Origin of the sequence: Pseudarthrobacter sp. W1I19 (assembly GCF_030817835.1) — a bacterium.
Classification (GTDB): Bacteria; Actinomycetota; Actinomycetes; order Actinomycetales; family Micrococcaceae; genus Arthrobacter.
Map to the genome: position 1 here is coordinate 808,911 of NZ_JAUSZR010000001.1, position 16,739 is coordinate 825,649.

The following is a 16,739-nucleotide window of genomic DNA, read 5'->3' on the forward strand; positions in this document are numbered from 1 at the left end:
CCGGGCCCCAGCGGCTTCTCCGATGGTCCGCACGGCGGCGAACCCTGTCAAGACACTCCGGCAGCATCATGCCGAAACGTAACCTTTGAGAATTAGCACACAGGAACTTTGCTTAATTTCGGTTCTGGGTAATCTTCTTTTTAGGTCAGCCTAAGTCGCCCTCTGCGAGCCGAGGTGCAATGCCGCGCGCTTCGAATAGTGGGCGGTTGTGACTTGGTGCCGTAGCAAGCGGCACCATCTTGTGGGCTGCCTGCAACACTCCTTGAACCACCCCGGTTCTCTTTCCCCAGCACCCTCTTTTAAGGATTTTCGATGCTTCGTGCCGCCACGGCCCTACTGGCCGCCCCTCTTCTCCTCGCTGCGCTCACCGGCTGCGGTGCCCAGGCCGCCGCAAAGGAGGAAGGCTTCACCGTTCCGGCCGGCGTCCAGAAGCAGTACGAGGTGCTCGCCGAGGAGCTTGCCGAAAAGGGCAAGACGGTGGAGTCCGGGGAATGGGCAGTCAACCTGATCACCGAAGCTGCCGAACCGTGGTTCGACGAGCACGCAACCCATTTCCGCGCACCCGAGGCCGGCGAAACCCACCACATCGAAATCATCCCCACCGAGACCTCCACAGGCAGGATCGTTCCCGAGGTGCCGATCTCCGTGGAGGTGGTGGATGCCCAGGGCAAGGTGGTTCAGGAATTGGAGCTGAACTTCTACTACTCCACCTTCTACCACTACGCCAATAACTTCACCGTGCCTGAAGCAGGAACCTACACGGTGCGCGCCACCCTTGGGGTCCCCACTTTCAACCGCCATGGCGAGGAGTCCGAAACGCCGGCCCTGGCCAAGGGTGCAACCGTGGAGTTCACGGACGTGGAGCTTACCCAAGAGTAGCCACTGGCGGGCGGGACCGATTTCGCGCCGCCCCATGATTCGGCCGGGGCGCAGGGCGCCTCGGCCGAAGTTTTCCCGGCTGTCATATGCCGAAAAATTGCCAATTCCTTCCTAGGATCCTCATGACCTTTTTCATGCCATTTTTGGGCTTCCCGGCAGGGCAGCGTCCCGCCGGCAGGTCTGCCGAATGACGTCCGTGGCGCCGGTCCGGCCCGACCCGTCGCAGCCCGACACATCACAGGTTGAACCGGCGGTCCACCCGGCACCGCTGACGCGTCGACAGATCCAGCGGCTGCTCCTGCTCGGTCTGCTGTGCACGGCCGGATGGCTGGCTTCGGTGCTCGTCGGGCACTTTGTGGACTGCGGACCTGTACTCCACCGGCTGGGGCTTGCGGGCCATATCCTGGCGCTTGTCCTGTCCTTTGGCACCATCCTCGTGGTGGACTGGCTGGGATTGCTGTGGCTGCTCGGCAAGGTGGAAATGCACGCGTCCGGGAAGCTCGAGGCCGCGGCCAAACCGCTGATCTGGGGCGGACTGGCACTGTTGCTGGCGTCCGGCGCACTGATCGACCCGGATCTGACCAACCCGGTCACCGTGGTCAAACTCGTCTCCGTGCTCATCCTGATGCTCAATGGCCTCAGCATCGCTCCCGCCATGCACCAGTTGCTGGCGCTCCCGCCCCGTACACGCTTCAGCGAGCTGACCCGCAGCCTACGCCTTCGGCTCATGATCGCGCTCTCTGTCTCCCAGGCCTGCTGGTGGACCGCCGTCCTGATCGGCCTCATCAACAGTACGCTGCGCCGCTGGACCGGTGCCTGAGCAGCGCGCCAGGAGCATAGGGAACCGGCAGGAGGTGAGCGAGCGTTCCCGGAAAAGCCGCATCTAGTGAGCGCGCGTTTCCGAAAAACGCGCATTAAGTGAGAGAGCGTACCCGGGGAGGGGCGTCGGTGTGACGCTTGACGGGCTTCTGCGCTTCCGCATATCCTGAACGAACGGTCGGTAAATAATTCGGCACGTCCCAGAAGGTCTTTGCATAGGAGCAACCATGGCAGCGCAGAACTTGCAGTCAGTGCCAGCTGAGCTATCCCCGGAAGATGAGGCGGCAGGCCAGGCCAACTTTGACCGCGTCATGGCCGAGGATTCACGCATCGAGCCCAAGGACTGGATGCCGGCGGCCTACCGCAAGACGCTGCTGCGGCAGATCTCCCAGCACGCGCACTCCGAAATCATCGGCATGCAGCCGGAAGCGAACTGGATCTCCCGCGCCCCCAGCCTGAAGCGCAAGGCCATCCTCATGGCCAAGGTCCAGGACGAGGCCGGCCACGGGCTCTACCTCTACAGCGCCGCCGAGACCCTGGGCCAGACCCGGGACAAGATGATGGAAGACCTCATCGCCGGCAAGGCCCGCTACTCGTCCATCTTCAACTACCCCGCGCTGACGTGGGCGGACATGGGTGCCATCGGCTGGCTGGTGGACGGCGCCGCCATCTGCAACCAGGTCCCGTTGTGCCGCGCGTCCTACGGCCCGTACGGCCGCGCCATGGTGCGCATCTGCAAGGAAGAATCCTTCCACCAGCGCCAGGGCTTCGAGATCCTCCTTGAACTTTCCAACGGCACCCCCGAGCAGAAGCAGATGGCCCAGGACGCCGTGAACCGCTGGTATGCCCCGGCCCTGATGATGTTCGGCCCGCCGGACGACGATTCGCCCAACTCCAAGCAGTCCATGGCCTGGAACATCAAGCGGTTCAGCAACGATGAACTCCGCAGCCGCTTCGTGGGCATGATGGTGGAGCAGGTCCGGGTCTTGGGCCTCACCCTCCCGGACGATCAGGTCCGCTTCAACGAGGACACCCGGAAGTGGGAGCACGGCCCGCTGGACTGGCACGAGTTCCAGGAAGTACTCGCGGGCCGCGGCCCCTGCAACGCCCAGCGCCTTGAGCGCCGGAGGGAAGCGCACGACGACGGCGCTTGGGTCCGCGAGGCAGCGGCCGCGTATGCGGACAAGCAGCGAGCAAAACAGCAGGCAAAGCAGTCAATGAAGACGAAGGAATACGCAGCATGAGCCCCCACGGCAACCCGGAAATGCCCGCCTCGGCCAGTCCAGAGGTTAAGTCTGTCGAAAGCCAGAACCCGAGTCCGGTGGTTTCGACAAGCTCAACCAACGATCGCCCGGTGGTTGAGCCTGTCGAAACCCAGGCCCGGCCGGTGGTTGAGCCTGCCGAGTCCCAGGGCCGGAACGCCTGGGGCCTGTGGGAGGTCTTCGTCCGGTCCAGCCGCGGCCTGAGTCACGTCCACGCCGGGTCCCTGCACGCACCGGATGCCGCCATGGCCCTGCGCAACGCCCGCGACCTTTACACCCGCCGCAACGAGGGCGTCTCCATCTGGGTTGTCCCGGCCGACGCCATCGCCGCAAGTGATCCGGACGCCAAGGGCTCGTTCTTCGAGTCGCCCCAGGGCAAGGACTACCGGCATGCCACGTACTACACCAAGAGCGAAGGGGTAAAGCACCTGTGATCCCCACCGGCTCCCACAGCTCGCAAGCTCGCAGCGGGTCCCTCGCCGGCGTGGCCCCTGCTAACGAGACAACAGGCCACGGCGACATCTCCACCGGAGTAGCAGGCGGCGACTCGAACGCCTCCGCCACCCGCATCACCCCCGGTAACGCCCTGCGCCCGGAGGACATCGCGCTCGAGGTCCGCACCGGCCTGGCGAAGCCAGGTGAAGACATCGCGGAATACGCTCTAAGACTCGGCGACGACGCCCTGATCCTCGCGCAGCGCCTGGGCCACTGGATCTCCCGCGCCCCGGAGCTGGAGGAGGACGTGGCGCTGGGCAACATCGCCCTGGACCAGCTGGGCCACGCCCGGAGCTTCCTCAGCTACGCCGGCGGTGCCTGGGACAAGTCCGAGGACGACCTCGCCTACTTCCGCCGCGAACACCAGTTCCGCTCAGTCCAGCTGTTCGAGCAGCCCAACGGCGACTTCGCGGTGACCATCGCCCGCCAGTTCATCGTGAGCTACTACCAGTTCGAGCTGTACCGCCGGCTCACCGACTCCACGGACGCCACGCTGGCCGCCATCGCCGCCAAGGCCGTGAAGGAAGTGGACTACCACCGGGACCACAGCGCACAGTGGATCCTCCGCCTGGCTGGCGGCACCGAAGAATCGCGAACCAGGATGATCCACGGCCTGCGCCTGATGTGGCCGCACGTCAACGAACTGTTCCAGGACGATGACCTGACGCAGCGGCTCGCCGAGGCTGGTGCCGCCGTCGCGCCTTCCAGCCTGCGCGAGGACTTTGACCGGCTCGCCGGAGAAGTCCTCACCGAAGCCGAACTCGAGGTGCCGGACGTCCCGGCAGCACCCGGCGGAGGCAGGCACGGTAAGCACTCGGAACACCTCGGCTACCTCCTGGCCGAGATGCAGGTGCTGGCCCGCGAGCATCCCGGAGCAAGCTGGTGACTGCAGCCATGTACATCTCGGACTTCGAGTCCCGCACCCGCACCCCGCAGCAAGACGCCTGGGACATCGCCGCCACCGTCTGCGATCCTGAGATCCCCGTGCTCACCATCGAGGACCTGGGCATCCTGCGGAATGTGCAGGTGACGGAAACGGGAACAGTCGTTGTCACCATCACCCCCACCTACTCGGGCTGCCCGGCCATGGACGCCATCCGCGATGACCTCAAAGCAGCCTTCACAAAAGAAGGCTACGAGGACGTCCACGTGGACCTGGTCCTCGCCCCGGCCTGGACCACGGACTGGATGACCGAGGCAGGCAAGGCGAAGCTGCAGGAGTACGGCATCGCCCCGCCGTCGGGCATGTCGGATGCAGCACGCCATGCCGGCCCCATCCGCCTGAAGATGGCAGTCAAGTGCCCGCAGTGCGCCAGCCTGAACACCAAAGAGCTCACCCGCTTCGGCTCCACCTCCTGCAAGGCGCTGTATGTGTGCCAGGACTGCAAGGAACCGTTCGACTACTTCAAAGTGCTGTAAGGAAGTCCCATGCCTGTTGTCCGCCAGACTGCCGCCGAATCGGCGCAGGCCACCGGCCGCCGTCGTCCGTCCTTCCACACGCTCGCCGTGAAGGAGGTGCGCCGGCTCACCGAGGACGCCATCGAGGTGGCCTTCCATGTCCCCCAGGAGCTCGCCGGCCAGTTCGACTACCTGCCCGGCCAGTACGTGGCCCTGCGCACCAAGCTCCCGGATGAGACCGGCGAGCTGCACGAGGTGCGCCGCAGCTACTCCATCTGCGCCGAACCGCGCAGCTTCGCGGACGGCAGCAGTGAAATCCGGGTAGCCGTGAAAAAGGACCTGGGCGGGCTGTTCTCCACTTGGGCCAACGCCGAGCTGAAAGCCGGGGACACGCTGGACGTGATGAGCCCCATGGGCGCGTTTGTGTCCAGGCACGGCAAGGACGGCCAGGCCGTGGAGCAGAACCGGATGAACTCCATGAACAACCCGGAGGAGCTCGCCGGGGACGTCGCCGGGCAGGGGGAGGCCAACTTTGTGGCCATCGCCGCCGGCAGTGGTATCACCCCGGTGATCGCCATCGCCCGGACGCTGCTGGCCGCCAACCCGCAGTGCCGGTTCGATCTCATCTACGCCAACAAGGCCGCCATGGACGTGATGTTCCTGGAGGAGCTGGCGGACCTGAAGGACAAGTACCCGCAGCGGCTGGCCATCCACCACGTGCTGTCGCGCGAGCAGCGGATCGCGCCGCTGCTCAGCGGCAGGATCGACGCAGAGAAGCTCCAGCAGCTGCTGGGCACCGCCATCCACGCGGACGACGTGGACGAGTGGTTCCTGTGCGGGCCGTTCGAGCTGGTGCAGCTGTGCCGGGACACCCTGGCCGAGCGCGGCGTGAAGCCGGAGAACATCCGGTTCGAGCTGTTTACCTCCGGCAAGCCGGACAAGCCGGAGGGGCACGCGGGCCGGCCCGTGGTGGTGGACGAGTCCAAGGAGACGTACAAGATCACGTTCAAGCTGGACGGCCTGCAGGGCGAGGTGGCCAGCCCCACCCATGCCCGCGAGCCCATCCTGAACGCCGCGCTGCGGGTCCGCCCGGATGTGCCGTTCGCGTGCGCCGGGGGAGTGTGCGGGACGTGCCGGGCCAAGGTTGTCACCGGCAGCGTGACCATGGACGAGAACTATGCGCTGGAGCAGGATGAGCTGGACAAGGGGTACGTCCTGACCTGCCAGAGCCACCCCACCAGCAAGGAAGTCACCGTCGACTTCGACGTGTAACGGTGGTTGAGCCTGTCGAAACCGTCGAAACCCCCGGTGATTGAGCTTGTCGAAATCAAACAAAGGAGCACCATGATTTCCCTCTCCATCAGCAACAACGTCGCCGAGATCGTCCTGAACGCACCGCACAAGCTGAACTCGCTGGATGAGCAGGCGCTGGCGGAGTTGTCCCAGGCGTACGACGACGCTGCTGCCGCCGCCTCCCGCGGTGAGGTGCGGGCGCTGCTGCTCAGGGGAGAGGGCCGCGCCTTCTGCGCGGGCCGGGACATTTCAGGCGTCAATCCGGAGAATGACGACGCCGCGACGTACCTAAGCGGGCTGGTGGAGCCGCTGCTGAAGAAGATGAGCGCGTTCCCGGCTCCCACGTTCGCGGCGGCCCACGGGGCCTGCCTGGGCGTGGGGCTGGGACTGCTGCTGGCCACGGATGTGGTGTACGTGGCGGAGAACGCGAAGTTCGGGTCGCCGTTCGCCAAGCTGGGCGCGACGCTGGATTCGGGCGGGCACTGGTACTTCACGGAGCGGCTGGGCATGCACCGGACGCTGGACCTGATCTACACGGCCGAGCTTATCAGCGGTACCGAGGCCGTGGCGCAGGGGCTGTTCAGCCGCGCCATGCCGGCGGACGAACTGCTGGAAAACACCCGGGCCATCGTGGCCAAGGTGGCGCGCGGTGCCACCGGTGCCTTCACCGCCAGCAAGGAGCTGGTGGCCCACATCCGGGACCAGCGCCTGGGCCTGTGGGAGGCCATGGCCCAGGAGAACACCGAGCAGGCACGGCTCTGCAAAACCGACGACTACGCCGAGGGATTCAGGGCTTTCCAGGAGAAGCGCGAGCCGCAGTTCACGGGCGCGAGATTGCAGTGATCGGCCCCCGCTCAGCAACCTGAAGCGGGAGTGGGAAACCCCTCAACTCGAGGGCAGGATTCGTAGAAGTGACGTTGAGAGGGTTGACACTGCCAGCGTGGGGCTAGCAGTTAATGCACACGGGAGTTGCACTGCGTGCGTGGTCCTTGCTGACGTGTTGGTTACCGATCCATCGGTCCTTGACTTTTTCGATAGGTACTTCAGCAAAAAGACGGCGCGAGTCAAAGCGAAGGAGTCATAGATATGCCGGAGGCTTTTCTTATCTGTCTGGGTTGATGCGGAAACAAGTGACGGAGACAGACAGGAAAGATAGTGCCCCATGAGCTGAAGCCGTTGTTGCCAGCCTGTCGTGTCCAGAGGAAGATGGGAAAATCTTCTAGACGTTGGACGGCCTCCAATAGGCATGGCAACCATAATTCGGTCTGGATGTCGCGGCCAGCGCAGAACGCGTTTTCCTCTCCCCGCAGCAGCACCTCGTTGCGGGAAGCGGCGGCAGCAGCGTCGTCGTACGCTGGGGAAACGCTTCTTGTAGCCGGGAAAACCTTGATAGCGCCTCTGAAGAGTAGTGGCTGGGGATGCACCGGACGCTGGCCTGGTCTACACGGCCGAGCTGATCAGCGGCACTTAGGCCGTGGCGCAGGGGCTGTTCGGCCGTGCTATGCGGGCGGACGAGCTGCTGGAGAACACGCGGGCGATTGTCGGCCTCGTGGCCCGCTGGGCCACCGGCGCCTTCACAGCCAGCAAGGAGATGGTGGCCCAGATCCGGGACCAGCGCCTGTGCCTGAGGGAGGCCACGCCGGAGTCGAACACCGAGCAGGCACGGCCCTGCAAAACGGACGACTACGCCGGGGGATTCAGGGCTTTCCAGGAGAAGCGCGAACCCCGGTTCCGTGGTTGAACCTATGGGCCCTGCAGGGGCTTAGGTAGCTGCGGCTTCCCTTGACATGAGTGCGTACAGTCGGCCTAAAGGAAGGGGAATTAATAAGTCGTATTCCCCATTTCAATTGATTATTAACTACGAAGTTCTTCGAATGGCAGCGGGCGCAATCGCAAGCAACCGACTTCATTTATGGCGTAAAATGGGTTCTCGTGTGGCCGCTGGGGCCGGCACCGGGGGAAGGAACCAATACGTGAATACTGTGGATGCTGCCGATGTGGCGCCGATTTCGGCCGGTTTGGGGTTGGCGGACTATTTGCGTATTTTTCGAGTCCACTGGAAAGGCATCCTGGCTTTCACCTTGGCTGCCACGCTGGCCGCTTTTGGATGGGTCATGCTCCAGCCAAAGCTTTATGCGTCATCTTCGAGCGGAATCGTGGTTGCCGGCGGGTCCGACAACCTGAGCCTTTCGATGCTTAGCGACACGCTAACTAAGTCGAAGGCGGCCAACTACAAGTCTGTCGCCATGTCTAGGCCCGTTGCTGAGCGAGTGATCGAGTCACTCGATGTCACTGCTTCTCCCGATGCCCTCCTGGGGTCGGTCACGGCAGAGGTAGTGACCGGAACGACTGAAGTTATGGTGACTGTTACATCGGTTGATCCGGTCATGGCTCAGCGTCTGGCAGATGCCTGGATTGCAGGGCTGGTAGATCAGGCTGAGGACATGGAGAGAAGTAACCTCCCTGAAGGAGCTGATCCTGAAGCGGTTCCCGTAGTAAAAATCGTCCCACTGGCCCAGGCACCTCTGCCGTCAGCGCCGTACTCGCCGAACACAAATCTTGCCTACGCAATCGGCTCGCTGTCGGGGCTACTGCTGGGACTTGGTTTTGCGCTGCTGCGCAACCACCTTGACCGCCGCCTTCGCGACGCCGGTGCCATCGAACGCGAATTCGGTGTACCGGTCATTGGCACCCTTCCGATTGACCGTCGGCTCGACGGTAAGAGCTTCATCCTTGATGCCCAGCCTGAGCGAAACGGAGGCAAGGGCTCGCACGCGATCACCGAGGCGCTTCGTGAACTCCGCACGAACCTCCAGTTCATCGACGTCGATAACCCGCCGCGCGTGATCGTCGTGACAAGTTCTGTGCAGTCCGAAGGAAAATCCACGGTTACGGCCAATCTCGCTGTAACCATGGCAGCTGCGGGAGAGAATGTAGTTGTGGTTGACGGAGACCTCCGGCGGCCTACCGTCGTGGATGTTTTTGATCTCATTCCCGGCGCAGGCGTAACAGATGTCCTCAGCGGACGCGCCGAACTTGACGACGTGCTGCAGCAGTGGAGCTCGATGCCCAACCTGCACGTACTGGGATCAGGCCGTATCCCGCCGAACCCAAGCGAACTTCTGGGCTCCCGTGCCATGAAGACCATGCTTCATACTTTGGCCAAGGACGCGATCGTGCTCGTCGATGCACCCCCGCTGCTTCCGGTGACCGATGCAGCCGTGCTAACCCGGGCCGCCGACGGCGCCATCGTCGTAATCCGGTCGGGCAAGACGCGCGAGGACGAGCTCGGCAAGTCCCTCGGTAACCTGGAACGCGTGAAGGGAAGAGTTCTGGGAACGATCCTCAACTACGTTCCCACAACCGGCGCGGGATCCTACGGATACTACTCCTCTTACACCGCAGCTGAAGTTGCACCCGGTGGCGACGGGTCGTCGCAGGTCCCGAATGATGTTGCGGCCCTTACGGCGGAGCAGGATGACACTGCTGGCGGGGACAGCGCCCTCGACCGCGTTAGAAGCCGGCGGGCCTCCAAGTAGTCCCGTCGCGCATGTCGGGAAGTGCACCGCGGCCGGGTCTATTCGACGCCTCCCATGTGCTTCACCACCAACAGCTCCTCGTTGGCCCCAATCCGAAAGCGGCGCCCCTACTTCGTTTGAGTGCGCGCCGTGCGGAGCTGCCGCCTCTTTAGCACTGCAACGGCGATTATGGCGCCGACCACGGTGCCCGCTGTATTGGTGGCGAGGTCCGTGGGACTTGCAAAGCGGCCGTAGAGAAACAGCAGCTGGCCCAATTCCATGCACCCAGAAATCAACAGACCGGAAGCGCCGACGCCCCACCACGGCCATTTGGGAAAAGCGAAGGTGCATATCAAGCCGAATGGAACAAACAAGGCCACGTTCGCTGAGGCTTCCATGAACCTGTAGGTGAAGTCGGCAGGTATCCCGTGGCGGTGGAGGAAGTTCAGGATGCTTGTGATTTGGCTATGGACGGGTTGGTCCACCGGAGTCGGCCAATAGGCAATGAGCGCAAGTGAACCCAGCATCGCAATGAGGACCACACGCCACAGCCGGTAATTCTGGAGAAACCTCAAAACGAGATGAGGAATATCCGGGAAAGGAAACCCTTGAGTCGTACATGGGCGCTAGTCGTCAATGTATCCCCCTGGGGTTATATGCCTGCTGAAGCCCACCCAACTGGCACTATGTTCGTGGCAAAGATTGAGGGTGGGATTCTCCATTCTCCAGGAGAATCCCACCCTCAACCAGTGTTCAGCAGTGCCGTAGCTGGGCGGCTACGCTGTTTTGGCCCGGCGACGAGCAATGGCCACTGAAGTTGCTCCCGTGGCCAGCGCGCCGGCACCAACCAGGGTCCACAGAAGCAAGCCAGAATCGATGCCGGTGTTGGCAAGGCGGGAACCTGTGCCGGCAACCACAGCGTCGGTCTTGCTACTTGCTGCCCCTATGGCCGGCACCACTCGGACAGGATCGCTGTCCTGCTTTGCCGACACATTGCCGGTCGCCGTAATGGTGTGCCGGCCGAGCTCCATTATGCGCATCTCCACGCGGAATGAACCATTGACGTTTTCCTCAGGTTTGATCTGTAGCGGTGGCAGCGGCATGGTGATCTGGGTCGGCACCGTGAGGCTTCCAGCCGAGACGCTGGCGGCCTGGTTTTCGAGCGTGACCGTGATAGTCAAGCCTTCGCCAGGATTGAAGCCACTTCCGCGAAAGATGAAGGCGTCGCCGGACAACACGTTGTCATTCGGGATCACTTCCACTTCAACAGGAGTATCTGGGACGTAGGTGCTTGCCGCCACCGGTGTAGTTCCAACGAGAGCAACTGAACTCGCAAGTATGAGTGCAGCAAAGATTTTTTTCATGAGTGTCCCCCAAGGCGCTGATGTTTTTAGCGAGCAGAATCGCAACGGATTCTTTTCCGCAAGATTAAGCGAAAGTTTTTGATGTTGCCCCTGCACGAAAGCTACCACCCTTCCACGCGGCGGGGCAACGTCAGTCCAATCGGTTTATTTACCATACTTCCGGCATTTCCTTATGAACTGCAAGTGACCGCTTGGGCAGGCTGAATGACGTCACTGACGTCCTGGACGCCGGGTGTTACCGCAAGAGAGGCCGCTATATCCTGATTGATGTTTTCAAAAGTGAAGTCGACGGTACCGCTTTGCCCGGGGACCAGCGTCATTCCTACCGTCTGCACGGGCCGGCGGCCGTGAATGTAGGCCGCAGCGGTCGTTTCTGCACCATTCACTGTGACGTTTCCGGTCTGCGAATGAGGGGGTCCATACGCCACAATGTTGGTCTGGACGGAGCCAGGGGAGACACCATAAACGCCGGCTCCTGTCACGTAGGAGGGCAATGATGTGGCGGCGTCCGCTGGAGCGGTGTTGGTGCTGGTTACTCGAAGCGTCATCTGGCCGGATTCCGCAGGACATGCCGGGATGAGCTGCACCGTCCGTTTGACGTAATAGTCCATCTTGGCGCCGGTTGCGTCATTGAAATAGGCGCCGAACTGCCCTGGACCAATGCCGGGTCCCGTTGCGGATCCACTCAACCGGTACTTCAGCAGTGTTTGCTGTTCCTGCATAAAATTAGACTGCACCAGTAGCCTGCCCTCGTTAGTCCCCCTGGCGAGCGCGTCCAGTAGCTTTTTCGAGTCCGTACCGGTGCTGGAGAGCGCCAGAAAGGTCTCGCGAGCAACTCCTGCGAAGTACGCGTCCTGAAGTTCCGGATTTCCGATTTTTGTATAGGTGTCGGACAGCAGTGTTTGCACCACGTTGCCTGCGTTGAGTTCTGTCGGTAGACCGGAACCCGAAAGAACTTGGAGATCGGGATCAGAAATCCTGACCGGCCCCGTAGCGCCAAGAATGTAGCTGAGGGCGACAGGGTCTAGCGATATCACGCCCTCGACGTGCTGTCCGGACTCCCTCTCCCACATGGCCTGTGCCGTGGCGGCCGCAGTGGGAAAGTCCGGGGTGAGATTCACGCTTTGGATGAATTTCCCAAGTCGGCCGGAGTAGATTTCCTGCTGCTCGGGATCGACGGGAATTACCGGGGACATCACGCCGACAGCACTGGTACTGCGTTGGGCCCCTAGCGTCAGCTTTCCCTTGTAGACGTCCAGGATGGCCAAGAACCCTGGAATTCCCCCGGTGGCCCGGGCTTCCGCGTTATTTTGGACCAGCAGCAGGTAGCTTCTGGGGTTTTGGCCGCCCGCCATGGCCGGAGCAACCAGGGCGACATCAGCAGCGGTACGGAGGCTTTCCTTGAGCACCCTGACTTCATCGCGTGCGGCGACGACGGGCCCGGAGAGCTGGGGAATCAGTGCCGCGGCGTCGATCTGGTCGAGACGGTCAGAAGCCGCGCCAATTGCTTGTGAGGCTTCGGCGAGGATCGGTTGGGCAACCACAAGCGGTGCGAGGTCGATTCCTTCGGGCCCTGGCGCCAGGCTCTGCCAATCGAGTGTCTGGTAGATGCCCAGCAGCGGCCCGGCCGCTGACTGTGCCACCTCGTCAGCCGATTCCGCCACGTCTTGGAGGGCCCGGAAATTAGGGCCGATCCAGGGAACGGCGCCGGCCGCGGACCACAGAGGGTCGTCCGTGGCCGACCTTGCCAGTGCGGAATGAGTCTTAAACATTTCGAGCGTGGCAGCAGCTGCGGAAGCATCTGCCCGCTCAATTTCGGCTTTGAGGCGAGGAACAAGTTCCGACGCCGCGGTAAGTTCTGCTCGTACCTCAAGGGCCCGGGTTCCTAACCATGTCGCCGCGAGGACGACGGCGGCCAGGGCCACGGCCGTCCACATCACCACGGCGCGTCGCCGGGTATGGGGACGAGGTTTGTGTGACTGCCTTCGGTCTTGCACAGGTGTGGGATCACTGCCCGTGTTTGTGCTGGGTTCCGTCATAGCGTAGAAAGCCTTCCAGTTGCAGAATGTCCGTCGGTGACTGCTGGCCAGCTGTCAGTACGCGCCGGTGCTGCGGAACACCGCACGGACGGTTCGCAGGATTATGACGAGGTCAGCCATCAAGGACCAGTTCTCCACGTAGTACAGATCGAGTCGCACGGAATCCTGCCAGGACAGGTTGGACCGCCCCGAGACTTGCCAGAGCCCGGTCAGACCGGGCTTTACGAGGAGCCGCCGCCGGACATGCTGCTCGTAAGAGTCCACTTCCTGCGCCAATGGAGGTCTCGGGCCTACCAGGCTCATGGTGCCGGCAAAGATGTTGAACAGCTGCGGCAGTTCGTCCAGGCTGTACTTTCTCAAGAATCGGCCGGAGCGCGTCACTCTTGGGTCGTTCTTTATCTTGAAGAGGACTCCGTTTCCCTCAGAACGGTCGGCAAGTGCAGCGAGTCGTTCCTCGGCGTCGGTGACCATGGAGCGGAACTTCAGCATGCGGAATGGGTTTCCCTCCATTCCGACGCGTTCCTGCTTGAAGAGGACGGGGCCGCGGCTGTCGGCTTTGACAATGAGGCAGACCAGGGCCATCAGCGGGGCAGTCAGGGCTATGAGCAGCACCGAGATCACCAGGTCGAAGAGCCTCTTAGCGACACGTTGACCGCCTTCAAGGGTGGGCGTCGTGACATGAATCAGCGGAAGGCCGGCCAGCTGCTGAGTGTGGATGCGGGGCCCGGCGATGTCCGTCAGTGCGGGAGCCATGATCAGCCCGACGTTTCGCGCAGCCAGTTCCCAACCAAGGTGCCGGAGCGTCTGCGGGTGGAGCCGGACTCCGGCGGAGACTGCCACCACGTCAGCGCCGCAGTCTTCGATGGCAGCGAGGATGGAAGGAGTGTCCGGAGCGCTGCCCGTAATGGGAAGATTGGACTCCGGCTCAACGTCCCCGTTGCCGTGGTCGCCAGGGGTGTAGGCAGCCACGGGAAGATAACCCCCTTCACTTGCGCTGCGAAGAGATGCCGCAAGGTGCGCCACGGCGCTGGGTCCTCCCAGTATGAGGAGGCGCGACATGCTCTTCCCTCTCCGGCGATCCAAGCTCAGGTGTTGGCGGAGGAACCACCGGGCGATCAACAGGCCAAGGAGCCCGATGGGCAGGGCCACCCCAACGTACCCCCGCGCGGTATCAATCCTCAGGACGTAAGAAAAGATCGCGACCAATCCGAAAAGCCAAAGGGAAGCCGCAGCCACGCGCCTGTACTCGTCCGTTCCGGCACCCAGGATGCGGCTCTGGCGGCTGTTCCAGGCGCCGAGCATCAGCCACCAAGCGATGATGAGTCCGATGCTGAACAAGCCATAGGCTGTTTCGTCATTCATGGACGCCAGATCGGGTTCAAAGCCGAATCGGGCTATGTAAGCTCCCGCGACCGCCCAGGTGATAACGAATGCGTCGACAGCCCGCAGCAATCGGGACGTGCGGGCACGCCAATCGTATGTGTTGTCCAATTTTTTCCCCCAATTCCTGACGTGAGGCACTTCTTCGCCAGGTACTCCCCCATAACCTTAACCGAAAACTGCCTCGGTAATGAAGCGGACATCGATTCAGGCGGCGTTAATTTTGGTGCAATATTAATGCGGTAGTACTCACGGCCCGCCGCTTACGCGGGGTATTCCCACGAGAACGGCGTATTTCGCAGAATCCGTTGCGATGAAACGTGCCACTATTGCCAAAGGAGGTTAGTTACGTCCTTGTCAAACAATGTTGACCGCTTGTGGTGCTAATTACATCCGGAGTCGCGAGGGTTGTATCTTGCGGTCGTCCTGCTAGCATTCGATTGCTGCGCATCGCGCTGGCAAGGGGGGCTCCCACAGTGGGAGCATAAATTTGGGGGAATGGATGATCGCCGATCTCAGGCGCGTCCGCAGCTTATTGCGGGGACCGATTAAAGGCTGGATCATGACGGCCATTGTCGGATCGGCATTCGTTGCCGGTCTAGACACATTGGGAGTGGCAGCCATGCTGCCCCTCATGCAACTGCTGTCGGGATCAGAGCCCAGTGAAGGCATCGCCGGTTCCATCGCCGGCGTCATCGGCACGTCGGATATGCAGGCCCTCATCCTCGCCATGGCAGCCTTAGTGGGCGCTGCCTTCGTTCTAAAGACCGCCTTGACTGTGGTTTTCCGGTGGTGGCTGTTAGGCCACACCACGAAGCTCGAGGCGGAGGCCTCGACGGAACTCATGCGCCGCTACGTGCTGTCCCCTTACGCGATCCACAGAACGCGGAACATCTCGGAGATCTATCGGAACATAGCTTCCGCTGTTCCCCAGACTTTCGGTCAAGTTGTTCTGGGCCTACTTGGTATGCTCGCTGACCTACTGACCTTGGCGGCACTCGCAGTCGTGCTGTTTGTCGTCTCACCCTTGGCCACTCTGTTCTGCGTGGTCTTCTTTTTCGCTATCGGATGGGGCTCCCAACGGGCGCTCAGGGCCAGGCACCGCCTGATCGGCCAAGAGATAGCGCAAACGGACCTGGACGCATGGACCGCTTTGATGCCGGGGCTTGACGGCTTCCGGGAAGCACGGATAACGGCGAGCACTGAGCATTTTGTCAGTAGATTCCAAACCGCGAAATTCCGCCGTGCCCGAGCCAACAGGTCCCTGTCCCTGGTGTCGGAGCTTCCCAAACATGTTCTTGAAATTGCGTTCATTGTGGGAATATGCGCCATCGCGGGGTTCTTGTTTGCTACCAACCCAGCAGAGGCTGTTGCGGTCCTCGGCGTCTTTGCAGCCGCGTCGCTGCGCATGTTGCCCACTCTGAACCGTGCTGTAGCCACTGTTGGCGTTATCCGTGCAGGCCGGGTCGGGCTGGAAATCCTCGCAAACGAGGTTCGCAAGCTCGATGGGGAAGAAATCCACAAAGAAACGCGTAACGCACCCAGCGTCTCCGCAGGTGATGTGGTCCTGAAGGACGTCCACTATCAGTTCGAGGACGCAGAGGATCCCATCCTTCGCGGGGTCTCGACGGTCATTGAACAAGGCAAAACGACAGCGTTCGTAGGATCTTCCGGCGCCGGCAAGAGCACTCTTTTGGACGTCATCCTTGGCCTCTTGGCCCCCAAGTCAGGAACTGTCACCATCAACGGGCGGGACATCATGGATGATCTTCCCGCCTGGTTCGGTTCACTCGGCGTCGTGCCGCAGGACATCTATGTACTGGATGACACGCTTCGGACAAATATCGCATTCGGTAGCAGCCCGGACGAGATTGACCACGATCGATTGACTGAAGCAATCGAGCTGGCGCAACTTGCCCCCCTGCTTTCAAGCCTTCCTGATGGATTGGAGACAAGACTGGGGGAACGCGGGGTCCGCCTGTCCGGTGGCCAGCGCCAGCGCGTAGGAATAGCGAGGGCACTCTACCGGCGGCCAAAGGTCCTGGTCCTGGACGAAGCGACATCCGCGCTCGACAACGCGACGGAAAGTAAAATTACCGAAACCATCGAGGCCCTCAGCGGCCGCATGACCATTATTCTTGTCGCCCACAGACTGTCCACAGTTAGCCGGGCAGACAAAGTAATTTTTATGTCCCGCGGCCTGATCGAGGCCGAAGGGACCTTCGAGGAAGTCCGCGAAGCCAGCCCGGACTTTGCTCACCTCGTAGCCCTCGGAAAGCTGGGTTAAGCCGA

Annotated in this window: 14 protein-coding genes and 2 pseudogenes; 11 read left to right on the top strand and 5 right to left on the bottom strand. The window is 62.1% G+C overall.

The features are described from left to right. Window positions 1-312 precede the first annotated feature (312 nt). From QF038_RS03790 to QF038_RS03825, 8 genes are all read left to right on the top strand, one after another. Window positions 313-879 (top strand): iron transporter, encoded by a 567-nt coding sequence (locus tag QF038_RS03790; RefSeq protein ID WP_307608905.1) that lies wholly within the window; start codon window positions 313-315, stop codon window positions 877-879. Window positions 880-1,066: 187 nt separating this feature from the next. After that, window positions 1,067-1,699, top strand: coding sequence for a hypothetical protein (locus tag QF038_RS03795; protein WP_307608907.1), 633 nt, complete (start codon window positions 1,067-1,069; stop codon window positions 1,697-1,699). A 226-nt stretch (window positions 1,700-1,925) separates the two neighbouring features. Then, window positions 1,926-2,942 (top strand): 1,2-phenylacetyl-CoA epoxidase subunit PaaA, encoded by a 1,017-nt coding sequence (gene paaA, locus QF038_RS03800; RefSeq protein ID WP_307608909.1) that lies wholly within the window; start codon window positions 1,926-1,928, stop codon window positions 2,940-2,942. Further along, window positions 2,939-3,394 (top strand): 1,2-phenylacetyl-CoA epoxidase subunit PaaB, encoded by a 456-nt coding sequence (gene paaB, locus QF038_RS03805; RefSeq protein ID WP_307608911.1) that lies wholly within the window; start codon window positions 2,939-2,941, stop codon window positions 3,392-3,394. The genes paaA and paaB overlap by 4 nt, the downstream gene beginning before the upstream one ends. A gap of 50 nt (window positions 3,395-3,444) precedes the next feature. After that, window positions 3,445-4,341, top strand: a complete 897-nt coding sequence (gene paaC, locus QF038_RS03810; RefSeq protein WP_307613394.1) for a 1,2-phenylacetyl-CoA epoxidase subunit PaaC — start codon at window positions 3,445-3,447, stop codon at window positions 4,339-4,341. Between the two features lie 8 nt (window positions 4,342-4,349). Further along, window positions 4,350-4,874: a 1,2-phenylacetyl-CoA epoxidase subunit PaaD gene (gene paaD, locus QF038_RS03815; protein ID WP_307613395.1), complete on the top strand. Its 525-nt coding sequence runs from the start codon at window positions 4,350-4,352 to the stop codon at window positions 4,872-4,874. Window positions 4,875-4,883: 9 nt separating this feature from the next. Further along, on the top strand, window positions 4,884-6,125 hold the full coding sequence (gene paaE, locus QF038_RS03820; protein ID WP_307608913.1) for a 1,2-phenylacetyl-CoA epoxidase subunit PaaE: 1,242 nt from the start codon (window positions 4,884-4,886) through the stop codon (window positions 6,123-6,125). A 72-nt stretch (window positions 6,126-6,197) separates the two neighbouring features. Continuing rightward, a complete protein-coding gene (locus tag QF038_RS03825; RefSeq protein ID WP_307608915.1) occupies window positions 6,198-6,989 on the top strand; it encodes an enoyl-CoA hydratase/isomerase family protein in 792 nt (263 codons plus the stop codon). A 425-nt stretch (window positions 6,990-7,414) separates the two neighbouring features. Here the strand turns inward: QF038_RS03825 and QF038_RS03830 are convergent. Then, window positions 7,415-7,504: pseudogene (locus QF038_RS03830) on the bottom strand (enoyl-CoA hydratase/isomerase family protein); the annotation flags it as partial. 54 nt (window positions 7,505-7,558) lie between these two features. On the opposite strand from QF038_RS03830, the pseudogene QF038_RS03835 reads away from it, so the two are divergent. After that, a pseudogene (locus QF038_RS03835) lies at window positions 7,559-7,887 on the top strand (enoyl-CoA hydratase/isomerase family protein); the annotation flags it as partial. Between the two features lie 232 nt (window positions 7,888-8,119). Beyond that, window positions 8,120-9,685 (top strand): polysaccharide biosynthesis tyrosine autokinase, encoded by a 1,566-nt coding sequence (locus QF038_RS03840; protein ID WP_307608917.1) that lies wholly within the window; start codon window positions 8,120-8,122, stop codon window positions 9,683-9,685. Between the two features lie 107 nt (window positions 9,686-9,792). Here the strand turns inward: QF038_RS03840 and QF038_RS03845 are convergent, their stop codons facing one another. The 4 genes from QF038_RS03845 to QF038_RS03860 all read right to left on the bottom strand — a co-directional run bounded on the left by QF038_RS03845 (window position 9,793) and on the right by QF038_RS03860 (window position 14,519). Further along, window positions 9,793-10,206, bottom strand: coding sequence for a VanZ family protein (locus tag QF038_RS03845; RefSeq protein WP_307608919.1), 414 nt, complete (start codon window positions 10,204-10,206; stop codon window positions 9,793-9,795). Between the two features lie 234 nt (window positions 10,207-10,440). Next, window positions 10,441-11,124 carry an LPXTG cell wall anchor domain-containing protein gene (locus QF038_RS03850; RefSeq protein WP_307608922.1) on the bottom strand — a complete coding sequence of 228 codons (684 nt, stop codon included), beginning with the start codon at window positions 11,122-11,124 and terminating at the stop codon, window positions 10,441-10,443. 74 nt (window positions 11,125-11,198) lie between these two features. Continuing rightward, on the bottom strand, window positions 11,199-12,671 hold the full coding sequence (locus tag QF038_RS03855; protein ID WP_307608924.1) for a DUF4012 domain-containing protein: 1,473 nt from the start codon (window positions 12,669-12,671) through the stop codon (window positions 11,199-11,201). A gap of 450 nt (window positions 12,672-13,121) precedes the next feature. After that, the gene (locus QF038_RS03860) at window positions 13,122-14,519 is read right to left on the bottom strand and encodes a sugar transferase (RefSeq protein ID WP_373461614.1); all 1,398 of its coding nucleotides are present in this window, start codon (window positions 14,517-14,519) and stop codon (window positions 13,122-13,124) included. Window positions 14,520-14,949: 430 nt separating this feature from the next. Here QF038_RS03860 and QF038_RS03865 point away from each other — a divergent pair, with 430 nt between their 5' ends. Then, window positions 14,950-16,734 (top strand): ABC transporter ATP-binding protein, encoded by a 1,785-nt coding sequence (locus QF038_RS03865; protein WP_307608929.1) that lies wholly within the window; start codon window positions 14,950-14,952, stop codon window positions 16,732-16,734. Window positions 16,735-16,739: the final 5 nt, after the last annotated feature.

Coding starts and splice junctions, on each gene's coding strand:
- QF038_RS03790 (WP_307608905.1), top strand. CDS start 313: ATGCTTCGTGCCGCCACGGCCCTACTGGCCGCCCCTCTTCTCCTCGCT.
- QF038_RS03795 (WP_307608907.1), top strand. CDS start 1,067: ATGACGTCCGTGGCGCCGGTCCGGCCCGACCCGTCGCAGCCCGACACA.
- paaA (WP_307608909.1), top strand. CDS start 1,926: ATGGCAGCGCAGAACTTGCAGTCAGTGCCAGCTGAGCTATCCCCGGAA.
- paaB (WP_307608911.1), top strand. CDS start 2,939: ATGAGCCCCCACGGCAACCCGGAAATGCCCGCCTCGGCCAGTCCAGAG.
- paaD (WP_307613395.1), top strand. CDS start 4,350: ATGTACATCTCGGACTTCGAGTCCCGCACCCGCACCCCGCAGCAAGAC.
- paaE (WP_307608913.1), top strand. CDS start 4,884: ATGCCTGTTGTCCGCCAGACTGCCGCCGAATCGGCGCAGGCCACCGGC.
- QF038_RS03825 (WP_307608915.1), top strand. CDS start 6,198: ATGATTTCCCTCTCCATCAGCAACAACGTCGCCGAGATCGTCCTGAAC.
- QF038_RS03865 (WP_307608929.1), top strand. CDS start 14,950: ATGATCGCCGATCTCAGGCGCGTCCGCAGCTTATTGCGGGGACCGATT.